The sequence below is a fragment of the Halomonas sp. OfavH-34-E genome, from assembly GCF_024124525.1.
In the GTDB taxonomy this organism is placed as follows: domain Bacteria; phylum Pseudomonadota; class Gammaproteobacteria; order Pseudomonadales; family Halomonadaceae; genus Halomonas; species Halomonas litopenaei.
The window spans coordinates 1-18688 of record NZ_JAMXRY010000030.1 but is presented as its reverse complement, the minus strand read 5'-3'; the positions used below and the strand labels follow the sequence as shown (position 1 = coordinate 18688).

Genomic DNA, 18688 nt, shown 5'->3' with positions numbered 1-18688 from the left:
TCCTTATCGGTCGACACCCGGGGCCTTGGCACCCTGTCGGTCTGGAGTACGCTGCCGGCCAGTGACGCCGACAGCAGGCGCGGCTTGCCGGGCCTGTCGAGAGCGAGCGGCCTGGTGCTCCAGCGACATCGTCAAGCGCTCTATCAGACCCGCCATCAGCCGGTACTCGGCGCTGTCATTCGTCTGCTGTTCAAGCGTCTGCAGCAGCCGGTTGCCGTATTCACGAGCTCTATCTGGTGCGTGGCCTCTGGCGCTGGCGCCGTAGTCGTCGGCGAGGGCGGCGGCAAGGTCGTCAAGGGCGAGGTCGAGCGCGTCACTGCGCCCGCCCAGGCGCCGCCGCAGATTGAGGCTGGCGTAGCCAAGGTCCAGCCCCACCAGGCCCAGCGAAAATAGATAGCGGCGTTCTTCCGGGAGACTGTCGTCGTGCTGGGCGAGCCTGAGTAGGCGGTCCGCCATGGTACCACCGAAGCGTGACTCGGCTTCATGGAAGCTACGCCGGTGAAGCCCGTGGAGGTCGTTCACCGTGGCGCTGACCAGCCGGTGCTTGCGAATGGTGGTGGGGAGTCCTGGCGCCAGGCGAAAGGCCATCACCACGGTGGAGAGCCCGAGCAGCAGGGCGATAGCGCGGCCGAGAAAGCCATCGATGGAAAAGTCCATGCCGTTGCCGGGCATGGTCAGCAGGATGTTGCCGATGGTGAAGGCCAGGCAATAGCCCATCAAGCGGGGGTTGGCGGCGCCCAGCAGACCCAGGAACAAGGGTGGCATGAACACCAGCGCGAGGGTGACGAAGTCGTTGGCCTGGGCCAGCAGTACATGGCCGAACAGCAAGGCGCTGGGCACCGCCGCCAGCATCCCCTTGAGGAAGGTGGTGGCGACCGCTGCCGGATTGTCGCGGGTCGCGAAGAAGGCCGAGAACAGGGTGCCGACCAGCATCGCGATCTGACCATTGTCCCAGGCGGTGTAGCGCCAGACGATGGCCAGCAGGGCGAACACCAGTCCGGCTCGCAGTCCGTTGAGGGCGGCTTCCAGATGATCCCGGTGAAAGGCCAGCGCCGGCGCCTTGAGGCGGCGTTTGCCGGGGGTGTGGATCGCCTCCCGCGCATCGAGGATGACCAGGGCGTGGCCGAGGGCCTCGCGCAGGCCGAGATGGATGCGCCGTTGCAGCAGCGCCTCTGGTGACTCGGTAGTGCGTGTCGTAGCGGGGTCGCTGGTGATGGGCCCACTGGGACTGCGCCCGCACCGGGCTGTGGTTTGGCCTGGGGTCTGGTCCGAGGCCAGGTCTGGGGACTGGTCTGGGGCCTGGTCTGGGGCCTGGTCTGGGGCCGGGGCTATGCCCTCGTCCGAGTCTGCGGCCATGCACTGAAGGGCGCGATGCCTGAGCGCCTGCAGCCGCTGGCGGGCCTGAGCCACACCGCTGCCCTCGGCGCTGTGGCGCAGGTCACTGGCCATGTCCTCGATCAGGCGTTTGGTGGGCGTTGGCAGCTCGCCGCCGTGGGAGCGCAGCAGTTGCTGCAGCGCGTGGAGGATCGCCAGCAGGCGGGCGGTGCGCACCGTCAGCACATGGCTGGCGCGTAGCCGGCCGATGCCTTCCGGGCCTTCGTAGCGTGCCGCCTGGCTATCGGTTTCCAGCTGGGTCAGGGGTTGCAGACTGGCGGTAAGGGTGGCTTGCAGGGCAGCGATATCGGCGCTGTTGTCCAGGCGCAGGGCGCCGTGCAGGAAGGCCTGATTGACCACCTGATCGGCCAGGTCGGCGAGATGATCACGGACCTGAATTGGCCACAGCAAGGCGCTGACCAGGGTGGCGCAGATGGCCCCTAGCGCCAGCTCCGACAGGCGCGCCACGGCCACCGCGAACAGACCCGTGGGGGCGCTGGCGGTGATGACCACGATCAGCATGGCGGTGACGGCCGCCATGATGCAGCCGAAGGAGGCGTTGTTGCGGGTCACCGAGGCGGCGTAGGCGCACAGGATGATCCAGGCGGTCAGACAGATCAGTGCAGGTGTCGGCGACTGCACGAACAGCGACATGATGGCGATGCCGGCGAGGCAGCCGACGACGGTGCCGGTGATCTGGCTGATGCCTTTCTCCAGCACCATGCCGCTCATCGGGCGAATCTGCAGAAAGGCGGCGGAAATCAGCGCCCAGTAGGGACGATCGAGGTCGCACCAGAGAGCAATGTACAGCGCCAGACCCATGGCCAGGGTGGCCTTGATGGCGAACTTGACCGCACTGGCCGGCGGCGTCAGGTAGGCCTGCCACCATACCGAAAAAGGCATTAGCGAGGCTCGGGCCGGACCCGCACCGTGGCGGTCATGCCGGCGCTCAGGTCGAGGTTCGTCGGCACCTCGTCGAGGGCGATGCGTACCGGGATGCGCTGGGCCAGGCGCACCCAGCTGAAGGTGGGCTCGACCTGGGGCAGCAGCTGGTCGTTGGGGGTGGCGTTGTCATTGGCGATGGCTCGTCCGATGCTGTCGACGTGGCCATCCAGCTCGAGGTTGCCGCTCATCAGAATGACCTTGGCTGGATCGCCCACGGCCAGGGCAGGGCGCTTGGTCTCCTCGAAGTAGGCGGTGACGTAGTAGGAATCTTCCACCACCAGCGCCATGACCGAGGTGCCCCGATTGACGTAGTTGCCCTGAGTGAGCTTGAGGTTGATCAGGTGTCCCGAGGCCGGGGCGGTGACCTCGGTGCGCTCCAGGTCCAGGCGGGCGCTGGTCAGGTCACTGCGGGCCTGGTCGAGGGCGGCGGCGGCGACATCGCGGTCACGATTGGCGCTTTCGCGATTCTCGGCGCTGATCGCCTGGCGGCTGAGTTGCTCTCGCCGCGACGCCTCGTGTTCCTTCAGTGCAAGCTCGGCCTCACGCTGGGCGACGATGGCAGAGGCCTTGGCCAGGGCGGCCTGGTAGCGAGCATCGTCGATACGAAACAGCACCTGGCCTTTTTCCACGTGGTCGTTGTCGTCGACCGCAAGGGCGATCACCCGGCCCGAGACGTCGGGTGCCACGGTGATGATGTCGGCGCCGACTCGGGCGTCACGGGTCCAGGGGCTGTACAGATAGTAGCGCCATAGCCACAGTCCGGCAGCCACGGCGGCGGCGACCACCGCCAGGGTGATCAGCACGCGCAGGGTCTTGCGCATTCAGGCGCCTCCGCTGGCAAGCGCACCCCACCAGGCGACCCCGGCGGTGCACAGAACGAAAAGAGAGGTGTCCAGCCACGCCTCGTACCACAGCCGAGAGGTGCCGCATAGGCGGTGCAGGGCGAAGCGCAGTACTGCGGCGAGCAGCAGTCCGATCAGGGCGTAGACCAGCAGTGGGCTGAAATAGACACCGCCAAGCGCGACTTCCTTGAGCGCCATGCTGGGCCTCCCCGGGATTCAACCGTGCGGTTGTGAATCGTGTAACCGAGACCAAGCGTAGCAAACATGCAAGCAAGGCGGGAGGGGCTCACCCCACCTGACGGCGGGGCAGGGCGGTGGTCTCCAGGGCTCGCCAGGCGTCCGGCACGGCGTCGCGCAGATGGTCGAGCAGGGCGCTGACCTTGCGCGGCTGATGGCCAAAACCGTAAAGCAGGGTCACCGGCAGCGGTGCCAGCGACCAGTCTTCCAGGCAGCGCACCAGTTCGCCGGGGTGATGGCGTTCGCGGGCTTCGGTGGTCCACACCGGCAGGATGCCGAGCCCGCGTCCCCGGGCGATGGCGTCGATATGCAGCATCGACTGGTCGACGCGAAAGCGTGACGCCGGTGGCTGGAAGTGCACCGTGCCGCCGTGACGGTGGGAAAGGGTGATGCCGCCCTGACTGTCGCCCATCAGGTCGATCCAGGCGTGATGGCCAAGGGCGTCGGGTGCCTCCGGGGTACCGTGCTTCGCCAGATAGTCCGGATGAGCGTAGATGCCGCGCTCCAGCGCGCCGAGGCGCTCCTGGCGCAGGTTGCCCTCGTCGGTCTCGCCAAGCCATACGCAGATGCCCTGGAAGTCGGGATCCCTTGGCGCCGTTTCGCCGGTACTCAGCGTCAGGCGTATCGCCGGATGACGTTCCAGAAAGGTCTCCATCACGCCGCCCAGCCAGCTTCGCGTCAGGGTGCGATGGGCTTCGACATGAAGCTCGCCGCTGACGTCCTCGCGCAGGCTGTCCAGGGTGCGCTGACCCTGTTCGGCCAGTTCCAGGATTTCCCGACTGATCACGTAGTAGCGCTGTCCGGCCTCGGTGGGCAGGAGCTGGTTGGCCTGACGCTTGAGCAGCGGTTGGCCCAGCCGCGACTCGAGCTGGCTGATTCGCCGGCTCAAGGTCGACTTCGCCAGACCCAGCTGGATGGCGCTCTGGGTCAGGCTTCCGGTCTCCATGACGCGGTTGAAGGCAAGCAGTTCGTCGAGATCTGGCATGGCATCACGCAAGCGGGAAGAGGGGCAACACGAACCGCCAGTATGCCACGGGATCGTGCGGATGAAAATCATTCTCCCTTGTGCTGACGGCCTCTACCGCATGCCAGCCGTGCACTTCTTGCGCGTGGAGCGACGCAAGCCGGGAGGGCAGGCGGGCAAGGCGAGTAGGGGCGGGCGAATCAGGCAGGCAAGACAGGCAAGACAGGCAAGACAGGCAAGACAGGCAAGACAGGCAAGACAGGCAAGACAGGCAAGACAGGCAAGACAGGCAAGACAGGCAAGCCAGCTTCGGGAGGGGGTTGCGAGAGTTGCAACGTCACGTTCACGAGCAATTGTGCAACTTTGATGGAAGAATCTAAATGATAAATATTCACATTCATTGTTGTGCGCAGGTCGTCTCGACCCAGGGCGGCGGTCCTGAAACGCCAGCCATTGCGCGTGCCACCGGGTGGCTTGCCACCCCTTTTCGGAGTCATGAAGAAGATGTTGCCTCAGCGCTTGTCAGCTCAACCTCTGTCATCTCGCAGCCTGTCACCTCGTTCCCTGTCGCTTCACCCTCTATCGCTTCACATTCGCCGCCTGGCGGCGGGGCTGTCGGGGATCGCCCTGTGTGGCGCAGTGCCGGCGCTCGGCGCCGAAGACATGGCGCTTGATGACGTGGTGGTCACCGCCTCAGGCTTCGATCAGAGCGTGGCCGATGCGCCGGCCTCGATCAGCGTGGTGACCCGGGAGGATCTGGAGAAGCGCTACTACCAGGACGTCACCGACGCCCTGCGTGACGTGCCCGGGGTGATCGTGACCGGCGGCGGTGGTGGCGACAACGGTTACGACATCAGCATGCGCGGCATGCCCGCGGAGTACACCCTGCTGCTGATCGACGGGCGCCGCGTCAGTACTCGTGAGACCCGCCCCAACGGCAGCGCCGGCTTCGAGCAGGACTGGCTGCCGCCGCTGCAGGCCATCGAGCGCATCGAGGTGGTGCGTGGTCCCATGGCCACCCTGTACGGCTCCGATGCCATCGGTGGGGTGATCAACGTCATCACCCGCAAGGTGGCCGATGAGTGGCACGGCAACCTGCAGCTCGACACCATGCTGCAGGAAGACAGCGCGTCCGGCGACAGTCGCCAGGCCAACTTCTATACCTCTGGTCCGCTGGTCGAGGGGCTGGCCGGGCTGACCCTCTACGGCCGTGCGACCCAGCGCGATGAAGACAATATCCTCTATGGCTACGAGGACAAGCAGGTCCAGAGCCTGACCGCGAGGTTGTCGCTGACACCCAGCGTCAACCACGACCTGGCGCTGGAGGCCAGTCGTACCGAGCAGCAGCGCGAGGCGCTGGTGGGCAACAGCGTCGATCCGGACGGTTGTCGTGGCGGCTGTGAGGACAGCTTCGACGACTACACCCAGGAGTACGTCGCCCTGACCCATACCGGGCGTTTCTCCTTCGGCACCAGCGAGACCTATGTCCAGCGCGAGGTGTCCGAGAACGAGAGCCGCGAGATGGAGATCACCAACACCAACGCCAAGTCGAGCCTGGTGGTGCCGCTCGGTGCCCATATCGTCACCGTCGGCGCAAGCTTCGAGGAAGAGGAGCTGGACGATCGTACCTCGAACCAGATCTCGGATCTCACCAATGTCCGCAACAGCCAATGGGCGCTGTTCGCCGAGGACGAATGGATGCTGCTCGACGACTGGTCGCTGACCGGTGGCGTGCGCATGGATCATGACGAGAACTACGGCTCCGAGATCAGCCCACGGCTTTACAGTGTGTGGCACATGACCCAGGACTGGACCCTCAAGGGTGGCGTGTCCACCGGCTATCGCTCGCCGGACCTCAGGGAAATCACCCCGGACTGGGGCCAGGTCAGCCGCGGCGGTGACGTTTACGGCAACCCGGATCTCGAGCCGGAGACCTCGCTCAACAAGGAGCTGGGCCTTCTCTATAACGGGGCTGGCGGGTTGTCGGCCAGCGCCACGCTGTTCCACAACGACTTCGACGACAAGATCACGCGGATCGAGTGCCCGGCCGACGTCTGTACCGACGGCCCCAACCAGTTCGGCAGCAACCCCACCTATCGGGTCAACGTCGACGAAGCGGTCACCCAGGGGGTGGAGCTGTCGCTGTCGACGCCGCTTGGCGACTCGCTCGAGCTGTCGGCGAGCTACACCTACACCGACTCCGAGCAGAAGAGTGGCGAGTACGAGGGCGAGCCTCTGACTCAGCTGCCGGAGCACGAGTTCTCGGCCAGTCTCGACTGGGAGATCAACGATCGCCTGTCCCAGTGGACCCGGGTCACCTACCGTGGCGACGAGAGTCAGCCCACCACCGGCCCGCCCCAGAGTGAAATCGTCGCGCCGGACTACACCTTCGTCGACACCGGCCTTGGCTATCAGTTGACCGACGCCGCCCGCGTCAACGTCGGCATCTACAACCTGTTCGATGAAGACATCGACTACGACGAGTATGGCTACGTCGAGGATGGCCGCCGGCTGTGGCTGGGGCTGAACGTCGATTTCTGACCCTCTGAGGGACCAAGGCAAGAAATGAGAATGCCTGTCCGCCATGATCGAACGCATCGTTGCGCGAGCCTGGACGAGAAGGGCAGGTATTCTCAAACGAGATTGATTACTATAAGCGTCAATAGTGATGCCCCGCCCCATTGCGGGGGAACCGACAAGGAAGATGAGCATGCGTGGAATGTCACCCCTGGCCCGAGGCGCCGTCGCGCTGGGCCAGAAAGTAGGTCCGGGGATCGGCCTGGCACTCGGACTCAGCCTGGTCACCCTGGGGGTGGCCAGCGCCCAGGAGGAACCTCGCGTCCTCGACACCGCCTTCGGTGAGGTCGAGATCCAGGGCCAGCCCGAGCGGGTTGTCACGCTCTACGAAGGGGCACTGGACACCTCCCTGACCGCCGGGGTGACGCCGCTTGGCGCGGTGGCGACCCGCGCCGCCGAGGACGTGGCCGACTACCTGAAGGATGAGGTGCCCGACATCCAGATCGTGGGCACCGCCGGCGAGGTCAATGTGGAAGCGGTGGTCGGTCTCGAGCCGGACCTGATCCTGGCTTCCTCGCGACTGTCCGAGGATACCTACGCGCTGCTGTCGCAGCTTGCCCCCACCGTGGTACCGGCGACCGAGGGCTTCGACCCCGAGGCCTGGAAGGACGAGGCGCGGCTGTTCGGCAGGGCGCTGGGCCACGAAGGCGAGATCGATCGCGCCATCGAGACGGTCGAAGCGCGCGCCGCCGAGCTCGCCGCTACCTTCGAGGCACAGACGTCCCAGGACAACGCCTTCCTGATTCGCTGGATGCCCCAGGGGCCGCTGGTGATGTCCACCGAGCTTTTCACCACCGGCCTGCTCGCCGCCGCCGGCCTCGACGTCCAGGACGATCAGCTGGTGCCGCAGGGACGGCCCCACAGCGACCCGCTGAGCCTGGAGGCGCTGTCCCGGGTCGACGGTGACTGGCTGTTCGTCGCGACCCTGGACGCCAACGGGGCCGAGGCGCTGGATCAGGCGATGCAGAGCGACGCCTTCAAGCGTCTGGCGGTGGTCGGCAACGACCGTGTGGTGGCGGTGGACGGCCAGTTGTGGACCAGTGCCAGCGGTCCCATCGCTGCCCAGGCGGTGCTCGATGACATCGAGCAGGCCCTGGAGGGCGTCGTGACACCGTGAGTGCAGAGCGCAGCGTACCCGCAGGAATCCTGTTCGGCCTTGTCGTTCTGCTTGGGCTCGCCATCATGGCGAGCCTTGTCGTGGGTGCCGGGGAGATCGGTCCGGTGCCGTCGTTTCAGGCGCTGCTGGGCCTGGGCAACGAGGAGGCACGCTTCGTGGTGTGGGACCTGAGGCTGCCGCGGACCCTGGTCGGCCTGGTGGTCGGGGTGGCGCTGGGTGTCTCCGGTACCCTGCTGCAGTCGATCACCCGCAATCCCCTGGCCGAGCCGGGCCTGCTCGGCGTCAGCGCCGGCGCCGCCTTTGCCGTCGCGCTGATGTTGCTGCTGGGTGGCAGCCTGCTGGAGCTGCGCATCGGCGTGGCCCAGCTGGGGGCCTTGCTCGGCTGTCTGTGCGTGCTCGGGGTCAGCCGCATCCGTGGGCTCGGCGCCGATCCGGTGCGCCTGGTGCTGGCGGGGGCAGGCTTTTCGGGGCTGCTTGGCGCGATGACCTCGTTGATCCTGATCACCGACCGGCGCGCCGCCGACGAGATTCGTTTCTGGGTGGTGGGTAGCCTGTCGGGACGGCGGCTCGACGACCTGCTGGCGGTACTGCCAAGCATGGCGCTGGCGGCGCTGGTGCTGGTGATGGTGATGGTGGTGCGGCCGCTGGCCAGCCTGGCGCTGGGCGAGCGCGCCAGCGCCGGTCTCGGTCACCATCCGGGGCGACTGCGGCTATTGGCCATCCTGATCGTCGCCCTGCTGGTGGGCGGGGCCACCGCCATCGCCGGGCCGATCGCCTTCGTCGGCCTGGTGGTGCCCTTTATCGCCCGTGCCATCGCCGGCCCGGAGCTGCGTCGCACCCTGTGGCTGTGCCTGCCGCTAGGGCCTCTACTGGTGCTGACCGCCGACGTGATCTCGCGCCGCCTGGTGGCGCCCTCGGAGATGCCGCTGGGGGTGCTGACCGCGCTATGCGGGGCGCCGGTGCTGATCAGCGTCGTCCGCGCCCGCCGCCTGCCGAGCCTGTGACCATGCTGGATGATCGTTCCTTGTCTGCCGCCGCCACCCGCTCGCCGGATGTATATCGCGACTGTCACGGCCGCCGCGATGCCAGCGCCACCCCCGACGGCATGTGGCTGCTGCGCAGTGGGCGGTTCAGCCTGCTGGTCGATCGACGCCAGCTTTTCGGCGCCCTGTTGCTCGCTGTCTTGCTGGTCGGGGCGAGTCTGGCCTATCTGTGCCTCGGCGAGAAGCCGCTGTCGCCGGGTAAAATCTGGGCGGTCATCAATGGGCAGGGCGCGATGCTCGATACCTTCGTGGTGGAACAGCTCCGCCTGCCACGGCTATTGGCGGCGCTTGCCAGCGGCGCCGCCTTCGGGCTGTCGGGCTGCCTGATGCAGACGCTGGCGCGCAACCGTCTGGCCACGCCCGGCATCATCGGCATCGACAACGGCGCCACCGCCTTTGCGGTGGCCTCGGTGGTGGGGATGGGCTTGAGCCTGGCGCCTTCTGCCATGGCGTTGACCGGGGCTGCCACCGCAGCGGCCCTGACCTTCGGTCTGGCCGCCGGGGGCGGTGCCAAGGGCTATCGCTTTATCGTCGCCGGCATCGGCGTCGGGGCGATCTTCGCCGCGGTGACCCAGCTGATACTGTCGCGTGCCGCCATCGATGCGGCCAACGCCGCCTACCCCTGGACCGTGGGTACCCTGAACTCACGGCCGGCCGGAGCCGTCGTCGTTCTCGCCATCGGTCTTGCGCTGCTCACCCCGGTGGCGCTGTGGCTGTCGCGCTCGCTTAGCCTGATGCGTTTCAGCGATGCCGTGGCACTCGGCCTGGGGACGCCGCTCAAGCGTCGCAGGCTGCAGGTACTGGTGGTATCGGTGGCGTTGACGGCGCTGGCGGTATCGGTGGCGGGGCCGGTCGGCATGGTGGGGCTTTTGGGTCCGGAAATCGCGCGCCATCTGTGCGGCAACCGTCAGGTCCCGCTGACCGCTGCGGCCCTGGCCGGGGCGGCGGTGATGGTGCTGGCCGACCTGGCGGGACGATTGATGCTGGCGCCGCTGGAGCTGCCGGTGGGCATCGTCACCGCCGTGGTCGGTGGCCCCTGGCTTCTGTGGATACTGATTCGCCGCTGAATTCATATTGACCCGCTCCCGGGCCAATGGCGGCCGGGGGCGCTTGTGCAAGGGGACCTTGATGTCACTGACGTTGTCTTCACGATCCGATGGGATTCCTCGGGCTGAGGTGGCTTCGCACCCGGATTCGGGCCAGCAGCGGGACACCGCAGTGCCGCATCCCTATGTGGTCGAGGATCTGGTGCTCTGCCACGGCCGTCACAAGGTCATCGATGGTCTCGACCTGACGATCCCGCGGGGCAAGCTCACCGCCATCGTCGGCCCCAACGGCTGCGGCAAGTCGACGCTGCTGGCCGGGCTGTCCCGCCTGCATGCACCAAGTGGCGGGCGCGTCTGGCTCGAAGGCCAGGACCTCAAGCGGTTTGCGGCGCGCAAGCTGGCCCGCTGCATCGCCCTGTTGCCCCAGGAAGCGTCGGCCCCGGAGGGGCTGAGCGTCAGCGACCTGATTCGCTTCGGGCGCCAGCCCCACCAGGCCTGGTATCGCCAGTGGAGCGAGGAGGACCAGGCGGTGGTGGCGCGCGCCATCGCCGCGGCGGGGCTTGAGGACCTGGCCGAACGCGCCCTCGATACCCTGTCCGGCGGTCAGCGCCAGCGCGCCTGGATCGCCATGACCATCGCCCAGCAGACGCCGATCATTCTGCTCGACGAGCCCACCTCGGCGCTGGATCTGGGCCACCAGCTGGAGGTCTTCGAACTGCTGCATCGGCTGGTGGAGCGGGGACGTACGGTGATCATGGTGGTCCACGATCTTTCCAGCGCCTGCCGCTACGCCGATCACCTGGTCGCCATGCGCGATGGGCGCCTGGTGGCAGAGGGCGAGCCGGAAAAGGTGGTGACGCCGGCACTGGTCAGGCAACTCTATGACGTGGACTGCTCGCTGGTGGAAGACCCGCTGACCGGCAAGCCATTGCTGGCTGGGCTTAGTCGGAGAGCTTAGTCGGAGCGCCTAGTTGGCGCGAGGCCTAGTCGCCAGGTCTTGGTCGGCAGGGCCTGGTTGGCGCGAGGCTTAGTCGGCGCGAGGCATAGTCGGCGGCGGGTCATGGTTGGCGGGGCCGAACGGGTATGCAGGCCTTTAGGGAAGCGAATTCGGGGAGCCAGACGCAACACACCCGGCGCGAAGGCCGGGTGTGTTCGCTGACTGACGGGTGCTGCCCGTCAGCTTCGGATCGCTCTTAGTTGGTAGCGTCCTGAGCGGCGTCCTGGGCATTGTCGCCCGCACCTTCGATGGCGTTGCCGGCGCTGGTCAGGGCGTTGGCGGTAGCAGACTTGGTGGTCTGCCAGGCGCTCTGGGCGCCTTCCTTGGTGTCCATCCAGGCCTGCTGAACGCTGGACTTGGTCTGGTTCCACCAGGTATCGGTGTATTCGGGCAGCTGGGACACCTCGTCCTGAGTCATGTCCAGATGAACGCTGTACTCGATGTTGTCGAGGCTGTCGCCGTTGGCAGTCTGCACGGTGAAGTTGCCGGTTTCGACCACATACTCGCTGCCGCCGAGGTCAAGCAGGTCGCCCGCTTCGACGACGATGGCGCGGACCTTCATGTCATTGTCGAGAAGGATGTCCTCGACTTCGCCCACTTCATCCTCGCTCGAACCCTTGGCGAAAACGTCGGCGTCCATCAGCTCATCGGCGGAGTAGAGGCCCTGAGCCTGCTGCTGGTTACCGGCGCCATTATTCTGAGCGGTGTTCTGCTCGGCGAAGGCGTTGGTGCCCACGGCCATGGTGCCGGCGAAGACGGTGCTTGCGATAGCGGTAGTCAGCAGATTCTTGCGGATCATTCCATTTCTCCTTCTCGCGGATGGTTCCAGCGATGTCATCGGTCGCAGCGGGTTCCTGTGCTGCGACTTGCGATGTTGCACGAATCATTGTGGAGGTTATGTACAAGATTTCAAGCCAGTCTTGTGAAAGAAACATGCAAGGCTCTGTTGCCTATCGATGACGCCGCCATAGAGCTTGTTTCAAACGTGCACGAAAGAGCCGACCTGGCGCTATTTCAGGAATGATCCCTGTTTGAAAAGTCAGGTGCGCATGCGGCTTTCCATGGTGTGTTGCCTCTGGGACAATACCGGCCCCTTGTCCGCATTATCATGGCCAGGGCGACGATCGACACCGTTTAAGCGGTGCGAAAGCGCCGTCCGGCCCGCCCCTCGAGGTCCTGTTTCGTGGAATTGTTGAGCGTCGTCTTTCGTCATTATCGCTGGCCCTTTATCGGCGTCATGCTGCTGAGCCTTGCCAGTGCCGGACTGGGTATCGGCGCCATCGCCTTTATCAACCGCCGCTTGATCGAGGTGTCCGGAGATGCGCTCGGCGTGCTGCCGCAGTTTCTCGGGGTGATCGTGGCATTGCTGGCCGTGACTCTGGCCTCTCAGCTGGCCTTGACCACCCTGGGGCATCATTTTGTCTATGGCCTGAGAGGCCGCCTGGTCAAGCAGATCCTCGATACCGATATCGAGCGCCTCGAACGCCTGGGCAGCGCCGAATTACTGGCCAGTCTGTCCAGCGATATCCGCAATATCACCATCGCTTTCGTACGTCTGCCCGAGCTGGTTCAGGGCATCGTGCTGACGCTGGGCTCGGCGTTGTATCTCGGCTGGCTGTCCCCCGGGCTGCTGTTGGTCACCGCGCTGTGGGTCACGCTGACCATGGCAGGAGGGGCCTGGCTGGTAGGGCGGGTCTACCGCCATCTGGCCCAGGTTCGTGCGACCGAAGATTCGCTCTATCGCGACTATCAGGCGGTCATCGATGGACGCAAGGAACTGGCGCTCAATCGTGCCCGGGCGCGAGCCCTGTTCGAGGACACCTACGACCATGATGCCCGCCGCTATCGTCACCATGTCATCCGCGCCGACACCTATCACCTGAGCGCGGTCAATGTCTCCAATATCATGATGCTCGGCGCCATCGGGGTGGTGTTCTATCTGGCCAATGGGCTTGGCTGGGCCACCACCGAGGTGGCGGCGACCTTCTCGTTGACCTTGTTGTTCCTGCGTACCCCGCTGATCTCGGCGGTGGGCGCACTGCCGACGCTGCTAAGCGCCCAGGTGGCCTTCGACAAGCTGCGTGGACTCGATCTGGCCGAGGCCAAGGGCGACTTCGGCGTGCAGGAGGCAGAGGGCGAGCGTTGGCAGCGACTGCACCTTGAAGGCGTGGCCTTTCGCTACCCCGAGCCCGCTAAAGCGTCCGACGAAGACGACGGGGCAGGACGAGCGTCGAAAGGCCCGGGTTTCGCCGTGGGGCCGCTGGACCTGACCCTGCGGCGTGGTGAACTGGTATTTCTGATCGGCGGCAACGGCAGCGGCAAGTCGACCCTGGCGAAGCTGCTGACCGGTCTCTACCGGCCCCACCAGGGGCGTCTCTTGATCGACGACCAGGAGGTGGGGGCCGCTGAGATGGGCGCCTATCGCCAGCGCTTTTCCGCGGTCTACACCGACTTCCACCAGTTCGACACCCTGATAGGCCCCGGCGGTGACAAGGCCGACCCCGCGCTGGTCGAGGACTGGCTCGAGTACCTGGCGATGCGCGAGAAGCTTCACTTCGACGGCCAGCGGGTCACCAACCCGGAGCTGTCCCAGGGGCAGCGCAAGCGGCTGGCGCTGTTGATGGCGGTGGCCGAGGAGAGAGATATCCTGCTGCTCGACGAATGGGCCGCCGACCAGGACCCGCAGTTCCGACGGGTGTTCTATCGTGAGCTGCTGCCGCGACTCAAGGACATGGGCAAGACGGTGTTCGCCATCAGCCACGACGATCACTACTTCCAGCACGCCGACCGCTTGTTCGAGATGCGCTCGGGGCAGCTTGTCGAACTCACCGGGTCCAGCCGCGAGGCTGCCAGTCGTGACGCCGTGGCCCGGCTCGATCCGCTGTAGGGCTTGTCCGAAAAATGCCTGCGCTCCTCGACCTTGCGGGCGGTGCTCGGCACATCCGGAGCCTCACGGTGTCGCGGGTGTTGACCTTGTATAGACTTGGTCAGTACGAAGTGGCAATGAAGGGGACACAGCGATGACCAAGCAAGCCGTGTTTACCATGAAGCTTGAGGCTGAACTGCACGAAGCCTTCATGGCCGAGGCGGCGGCGGTGCACCGGCCGGCGTCCCAGGTGGCGCGAGACCTGATGTGCGACTTCATCGAGCGCCAACGTCAAGTGCGTGAGCATGACGACTTCCTGCGCAGCAAGGTGGAAGCGGCGCGGGCTTCCAGGCGGGCAGGGCGTGGTCGTTCGAACGAGGAGGTCGAGGCCGACGCTGTCTTGCGTCGAAAACACCTGCTGCAGCAGGCCGACGAGTCCAGTGAGTGAGGGTCGTCTGAACGCCTGAAGCCGAGGCCGATCGGCGTCACGCCGTCGATTATATCGCCGAGGACAATCCGGTGGCCGCCCTTCGAATGGATCAGTTCATCAGCGATGCAGCCGCTGCCCTTGCCTCCTTTCCCATTCAGCGATTCGTCCACAACCCCTGCCTGGCACCCTCGCCCCCGAGCACGGCTGGCTCGGGCCTTCGCCTGCCTGCGGTTGACGGGACGCTCTGGTGCCGCTGATGGCGCGAGGTGGTTTCGCAGTCCTTGATCGACATCGGCCTTTGGTGGAATTCCTGTAAATGAAAGCTGGTCTTGATTGCGTGTAAAAATGAAAACAATTAGCATATCGAGCATGTTTCACGAACGTTCAACGTCGTTCGTTGTCGTCTTCGATGCGCTCCGAGGCCTACCGCATGCAACCCGACAGTCCCCGTCCATCCGCCAGTCCACGGTTCACCGACTTCCTGCGCGGCAGCCCTGTCTCCCGCCGCCCGCTAGCCATCGCCGTGCGCCTTGCGCTGGGGCTGGCGCCACTTGCCGGGGCGGGGATGGCGTTTGCCCAGGAGGAGTCTGCGTCCTATGTCGCGCAGGACGACATGGTCGTCACCGCGACGGCCCTGAAGGTGGATACACCGCTGCTCGAGACGCCCCGCTCGGTATCCAGCGTCGACAGAGAGGAGCTCGACGAGCGCAACGTCCAGCAGATCGATGAGGCCTTTCGCTACCGCGCCGGTGTTCTGTCGGGTCACTATGGCTCCGACAACAACACCGACTGGTTCAAGGTGCGTGGTTTTGATCAGGCGACCTATCAGGATGGTCTGCGCATCTACCGCGAAGGGTTTTACCAATGGCTACCGGAGCCTTTTGGGCTCGAGCGCATCGAGGTGTTCAAGGGGCCGGCATCCATCCTCTACGGTGAGGCGCCCCCTGGCGGCCTGATCAACGCCGTCAGCAAGCGCCCCACAGCGGAACCCCAGGGCGAGATCCAGGTACAGGTGGGCAATCGTGATCACCGTCAGATTGCCTTCGACAGCTCTGGTCCGGTGACCGAAAGCGGCGATGTGCGCTATCGCTTTGTCGGGCTCTACAAGGAGCGTGATGGTGATCTGGACGATACTTACAACGATCGCTACTACATTGCTCCGAGCCTGGAATGGGACCTGTCGGACGACACCCAGTTGACGCTGCTGACCAGCTTCCAGAAGGATGACGGTGTTCCGACCAACCCCTTCAAGACGCCCTACGGCACCGTGCATGATACGCCGTTCGGTACCATCGACCGGGACACCAACTATGGTGAGCCGGGCTACGACAAGGATGAACATACCCAGATGTCGCTGGGTTACGAGTTCCGCCACCGCTTCAGTGACACCTGGCGTTTCGAGCAGGACCTGCGCTACAGCGAGCTCGACCTCGACCTGCGCAGCACCTATATGTTCTTCGCGGACTCTCCGACCACTGGCGCGCGTGGTCACCTGCAACGTGACGGTGACATCGACAGCTTTACCGTGGATAACCGCATGGTGGGGACCTGGTTCACCGAGCGTACCGAAAACACCCTGCTGATGGGGGTGGATTACCAGGATCTGAGCCTCGAGGGAGAAGAGACCGACGTTTTTCCCTTCGGCGACTCCATCGACCTGTTTTCGCCTGAATATGGCAATTTCACGGCACCCACCAGTGACCAGGCCATCGATCGTGTAATCGACAAGGACCAGCTGGGCATCTACGTGCAGGACCAGCTGCGTATCGATGATCGCTGGGTGTTGCTGGGGGCGGTGCGCTACGACGACGCCGAGACCGACAACGAGGTTCGCGGCGGAGCGGTGCAGCGTGCCGATGACAGCGAAGTGACCTGGTCGGGCGGGGTGATGTACCTGAGCGATATCGGTCTCAACCCCTACCTCAGCTACACCGAGTCTTTCCAACCGCTGGCCAGGACCGACGATGGCGGCTCGCTTTATGAGCCACTGGAAGGAGAGCAGTGGGAACTCGGCATGAAGTATGCGCCTCCAGGATGGGATGGCTATGTGTCGGCCGCCTATTTCGATCTTGAGGAAAGCAATAGCCTGGTATCAGGGCCTACCGGGACGCCGATCCAGAAGGGTGAGCGAGAGTCCAAGGGGATCGAGCTCGAAGGAGTTGGCTACTTGACCGACAACCTGCAGCTCACTGCTGCCTACACCTATACCGATGCCCGCGACGAGAACGACGATCGTGCCTCGCTGATTCCTCGCCATCAGGCGTCTGCCTGGCTGGATTACAGCTTTGTGGGCGGACGGCTCGATGGTCTGGCGCTTGGCGGGGGTATCCGTCACGTCGGCGAGTCGGTGGATGGTGACATCAATGTCACCGACTACACCGTTTTCGATGCCATGGGCCGCTATGACTTCGACGAGCACTGGCGTGCCCAGGTCAACGTCTCCAACCTGACCGATGAAAAGTACGTCGCCTCCTGTGACTACTGGTGCTACTACGGCGAATCGCGAAGCGTGATCAGTAGCCTGAGCTATCGCTTCTAGAAAAGGCCGAAAGGGTTCGATCGACAAGGTCGATGCAAAGACGCCCGACCGGGTTTTCCCGGTTGGGCGTCTTGGCATGGAGGCTGCCGGTGGAAGAACAGCGGGCCTAGGCGGGCCGAGTGCTATCGCTATTCCTGTCTTTTTATAGCCATCTCTTTCTCTCTCTAGCTCTGGCCCTGGCTGCCCTCCGCCGTTACCCCGGCCTGGGCCAGGCGCTCGTCGTCGGCGACGTCGCCGAAGCGCTCGAGCAACAGCTTGAGTTTTGGGGTGATCCAGCGTTCGCAGAAGGGCCGCGACGGGTCACTGTAGAAGTAGTCCTGGTAGTCCTCCTTCGAGGCGCGAAAGTCCACCAGCGGCAGTACTCGGGTGAGAAGGGGCGCGTCGAAGTCATCCTGCAACTGGGCCAGGGTGTCTCGAGCAGAAGCTGCCTGAGACTCGGTCAGCACATAGACCGCCGAGCGATAGCGGTCGCGGCGCTGGTGGTCTGCGGTGGCCCGGTGAGTGTAAAGGTGGATCTCGATCAGCACGTCCAGGGGCAGTCTCGAGGGGTCATAGTCCACCACTACGGCTTCATGAAAGTCCGAGTGCTCGCCGTCGGCGGCGACCCAGCCCTGGTGGACCGATTCGACCCCGCGCAGCGACTGATAGACCGCCTCCAGGCACCAGTAGCAGCTACCGCCGAGGGCCAGACGGGCGAGGGAAGGACGGAGCAGGGGCAGGCTGTCGTGCATCGGGATTCCCTCGTTGGCGGAGCGGTTTTGTCACCGAAGACACCTTTAGCTTACAACTTTCGCAGCCCCCACATGAAGTAGCTGCCGCCGATCAGCGAGGCGACCAGGCCTGCCGGGATCTCCTGGGGAAACAGCAACTGGCGGCCGACCCAGTCGGCCAGCACCATCAGCAGCGCCCCGATCAGCGCCGCCCCGGCCAGGTGCGCGCGAGCCCGGGACAGCCCCAACAGACGTGCCATATGAGGCGCCAGCAGGCCGACAAAGGACAACGGACCGACGATCAGGGTGGCCACCGCGGTCAGTATCGCCACCGTCGCCAGCAGGCCCAGGCGGGCGCGCTCGACGTGGATCCCGAGCGCCTTGGCGGTGGCAGCGCCCAGCGGCAGGATATCCAGCCAGCGAGTCAGCGCCTGAGCGGCGACGGCGGCCAGCGCCCCGATACCCAGTACCACCAGCGCCGAGACCGGGTCGACGTAGTAGGTCGACCCTGACAGCCAGGCGATGACCTGCTGGCCACGTGGGTCGCCGCCGGCCAGCACGATCGAGCGCACCGCGTCGAACAGCGCAGTGATGGCCACGCCGCTGAGCAGCAGGCGTTCTGGCTGGAAGCCGCTGGCGCGATTGAGCGCCACCAGCACGCCGAGCACGACCAGCGCACCGACGGTGCCGGCGCCCACCAGCGTCAGGTTGCTCGGCGCTGGCACCAGGAAGATGGTGAGAATCAGCGCAATCGCCGCACCACCGCTGATGCCCAGCAGTTCCGGGCTCGCCATGGGATTGGCGGTGACCCGCTGGATCAGGGTGCCGGCGATGGCCAGCAGGGCGCCGCTGCCGGCGGCGGCGAAGATGCGCGGCCAGCGCCAGTCGAGAACGTCGCTGTGAAGGCTCAATGCCCAGCCGCTGCTGGACTGGCCGATCAGAATGCCGACCAGGGTCGCCAGCGCCAGCAGCACGGCGAGCACCAGCAGCAGGCGCCCGGG

General features: G+C 65.3%; 15 protein-coding genes and 1 pseudogene. 9 read left to right on the top strand and 7 right to left on the bottom strand.

Annotation, left to right across the window (positions count from 1 at the left end; all coding sequences use genetic code 11):
- Positions 1 to 3: 3 nt before the first annotated feature.
- The 4 genes from NH448_RS13960 to NH448_RS13945 all read right to left on the bottom strand — a co-directional run bounded on the left by NH448_RS13960 (position 4) and on the right by NH448_RS13945 (position 4383).
- Positions 4 to 2277, bottom strand: coding sequence for an FUSC family protein (locus tag NH448_RS13960; protein WP_045992014.1), 2274 nt, complete (start codon positions 2275 to 2277; stop codon positions 4 to 6).
- Positions 2277 to 3140: an efflux RND transporter periplasmic adaptor subunit gene (locus NH448_RS13955; RefSeq protein WP_045992013.1), complete on the bottom strand. Its 864-nt coding sequence runs from the start codon at positions 3138 to 3140 to the stop codon at positions 2277 to 2279. Before NH448_RS13955 ends, NH448_RS13960 begins: the two co-directional genes overlap by 1 nt.
- Entirely contained in the window at positions 3141 to 3359 is a 219-nt protein-coding gene (locus NH448_RS13950; RefSeq protein ID WP_045992012.1) for a DUF1656 domain-containing protein, read from the bottom strand.
- An 88-nt stretch (positions 3360 to 3447) separates the two neighbouring features.
- Complete coding sequence (locus NH448_RS13945; RefSeq protein WP_045992011.1) at positions 3448 to 4383, bottom strand: LysR family transcriptional regulator; 936 nt, start codon at positions 4381 to 4383, stop codon at positions 3448 to 3450.
- A gap of 618 nt (positions 4384 to 5001) precedes the next feature.
- Between NH448_RS13945 and NH448_RS13940 the strand changes: the two genes are divergently transcribed.
- The 5 genes from NH448_RS13940 (at position 5002) to NH448_RS13920 (ending at position 11103) form a co-directional block, all read left to right on the top strand.
- Positions 5002 to 6903: a ligand-gated channel protein gene (locus NH448_RS13940; protein ID WP_253028910.1), complete on the top strand. Its 1902-nt coding sequence runs from the start codon at positions 5002 to 5004 to the stop codon at positions 6901 to 6903.
- Positions 6904 to 7072: 169 nt separating this feature from the next.
- Positions 7073 to 8056 (top strand): iron-siderophore ABC transporter substrate-binding protein, encoded by a 984-nt coding sequence (locus tag NH448_RS13935; protein WP_045992328.1) that lies wholly within the window; start codon positions 7073 to 7075, stop codon positions 8054 to 8056.
- A gap of 29 nt (positions 8057 to 8085) precedes the next feature.
- On the top strand, positions 8086 to 9060 hold the full coding sequence (locus tag NH448_RS13930; protein ID WP_290442785.1) for an iron ABC transporter permease: 975 nt from the start codon (positions 8086 to 8088) through the stop codon (positions 9058 to 9060).
- Between the two features lie 101 nt (positions 9061 to 9161).
- Positions 9162 to 10166, top strand: a complete 1005-nt coding sequence (locus NH448_RS13925) for an iron ABC transporter permease (protein ID WP_045992338.1) — start codon at positions 9162 to 9164, stop codon at positions 10164 to 10166.
- 151 nt (positions 10167 to 10317) lie between these two features.
- On the top strand, positions 10318 to 11103 hold the full coding sequence (locus NH448_RS13920) for an ABC transporter ATP-binding protein (protein WP_045992327.1): 786 nt from the start codon (positions 10318 to 10320) through the stop codon (positions 11101 to 11103).
- 235 nt (positions 11104 to 11338) lie between these two features.
- Here NH448_RS13920 and NH448_RS13915 read toward each other — a convergent pair whose 3' ends face one another.
- Positions 11339 to 11941: a hypothetical protein gene (locus tag NH448_RS13915; RefSeq protein ID WP_052704314.1), complete on the bottom strand. Its 603-nt coding sequence runs from the start codon at positions 11939 to 11941 to the stop codon at positions 11339 to 11341.
- A 384-nt stretch (positions 11942 to 12325) separates the two neighbouring features.
- Between NH448_RS13915 and NH448_RS13910 the strand changes: the two genes are divergently transcribed.
- The 4 genes and pseudogenes from NH448_RS13910 to NH448_RS13895 all read left to right on the top strand — a co-directional run bounded on the left by NH448_RS13910 (position 12326) and on the right by NH448_RS13895 (position 16977).
- Entirely contained in the window at positions 12326 to 14029 is a 1704-nt protein-coding gene (locus NH448_RS13910) for a multidrug ABC transporter permease/ATP-binding protein (protein WP_045992326.1), read from the top strand.
- 133 nt (positions 14030 to 14162) lie between these two features.
- Entirely contained in the window at positions 14163 to 14456 is a 294-nt protein-coding gene (locus tag NH448_RS13905; RefSeq protein WP_253028904.1) for an antitoxin of toxin-antitoxin stability system, read from the top strand.
- A 23-nt stretch (positions 14457 to 14479) separates the two neighbouring features.
- Positions 14480 to 14695: pseudogene (locus NH448_RS13900) on the top strand (type II toxin-antitoxin system RelE/ParE family toxin); the annotation flags it as partial.
- Positions 14696 to 15003: 308 nt separating this feature from the next.
- Positions 15004 to 16977, top strand: a complete 1974-nt coding sequence (locus NH448_RS13895; protein WP_045992336.1) for a TonB-dependent siderophore receptor — start codon at positions 15004 to 15006, stop codon at positions 16975 to 16977.
- Between the two features lie 164 nt (positions 16978 to 17141).
- Here the strand turns inward: NH448_RS13895 and NH448_RS13890 are convergent, their stop codons facing one another.
- Both NH448_RS13890 and NH448_RS13885 read right to left on the bottom strand, forming a co-directional pair.
- On the bottom strand, positions 17142 to 17708 hold the full coding sequence (locus tag NH448_RS13890; protein ID WP_045992325.1) for a peptide-methionine (S)-S-oxide reductase: 567 nt from the start codon (positions 17706 to 17708) through the stop codon (positions 17142 to 17144).
- Between the two features lie 50 nt (positions 17709 to 17758).
- The coding region (locus NH448_RS13885; protein WP_253028902.1) for an iron chelate uptake ABC transporter family permease subunit at positions 17759 to 18688 on the bottom strand (930 nt) is incomplete at its 5' end.

Coding starts and splice junctions, on each gene's coding strand:
- NH448_RS13960 (WP_045992014.1), bottom strand. CDS start 2,277: ATGCCTTTTTCGGTATGGTGGCAGGCCTACCTGACGCCGCCGGCCAGT.
- NH448_RS13955 (WP_045992013.1), bottom strand. CDS start 3,140: ATGCGCAAGACCCTGCGCGTGCTGATCACCCTGGCGGTGGTCGCCGCC.
- NH448_RS13950 (WP_045992012.1), bottom strand. CDS start 3,359: ATGGCGCTCAAGGAAGTCGCGCTTGGCGGTGTCTATTTCAGCCCACTG.
- NH448_RS13945 (WP_045992011.1), bottom strand. CDS start 4,383: ATGCCAGATCTCGACGAACTGCTTGCCTTCAACCGCGTCATGGAGACC.
- NH448_RS13935 (WP_045992328.1), top strand. CDS start 7,073: ATGCGTGGAATGTCACCCCTGGCCCGAGGCGCCGTCGCGCTGGGCCAG.
- NH448_RS13925 (WP_045992338.1), top strand. CDS start 9,162: ATGTGGCTGCTGCGCAGTGGGCGGTTCAGCCTGCTGGTCGATCGACGC.
- NH448_RS13915 (WP_052704314.1), bottom strand. CDS start 11,941: ATGATCCGCAAGAATCTGCTGACTACCGCTATCGCAAGCACCGTCTTC.
- NH448_RS13905 (WP_253028904.1), top strand. CDS start 14,163: ATGACCAAGCAAGCCGTGTTTACCATGAAGCTTGAGGCTGAACTGCAC.
- NH448_RS13895 (WP_045992336.1), top strand. CDS start 15,004: ATGGCGTTTGCCCAGGAGGAGTCTGCGTCCTATGTCGCGCAGGACGAC.
- NH448_RS13890 (WP_045992325.1), bottom strand. CDS start 17,708: ATGCACGACAGCCTGCCCCTGCTCCGTCCTTCCCTCGCCCGTCTGGCC.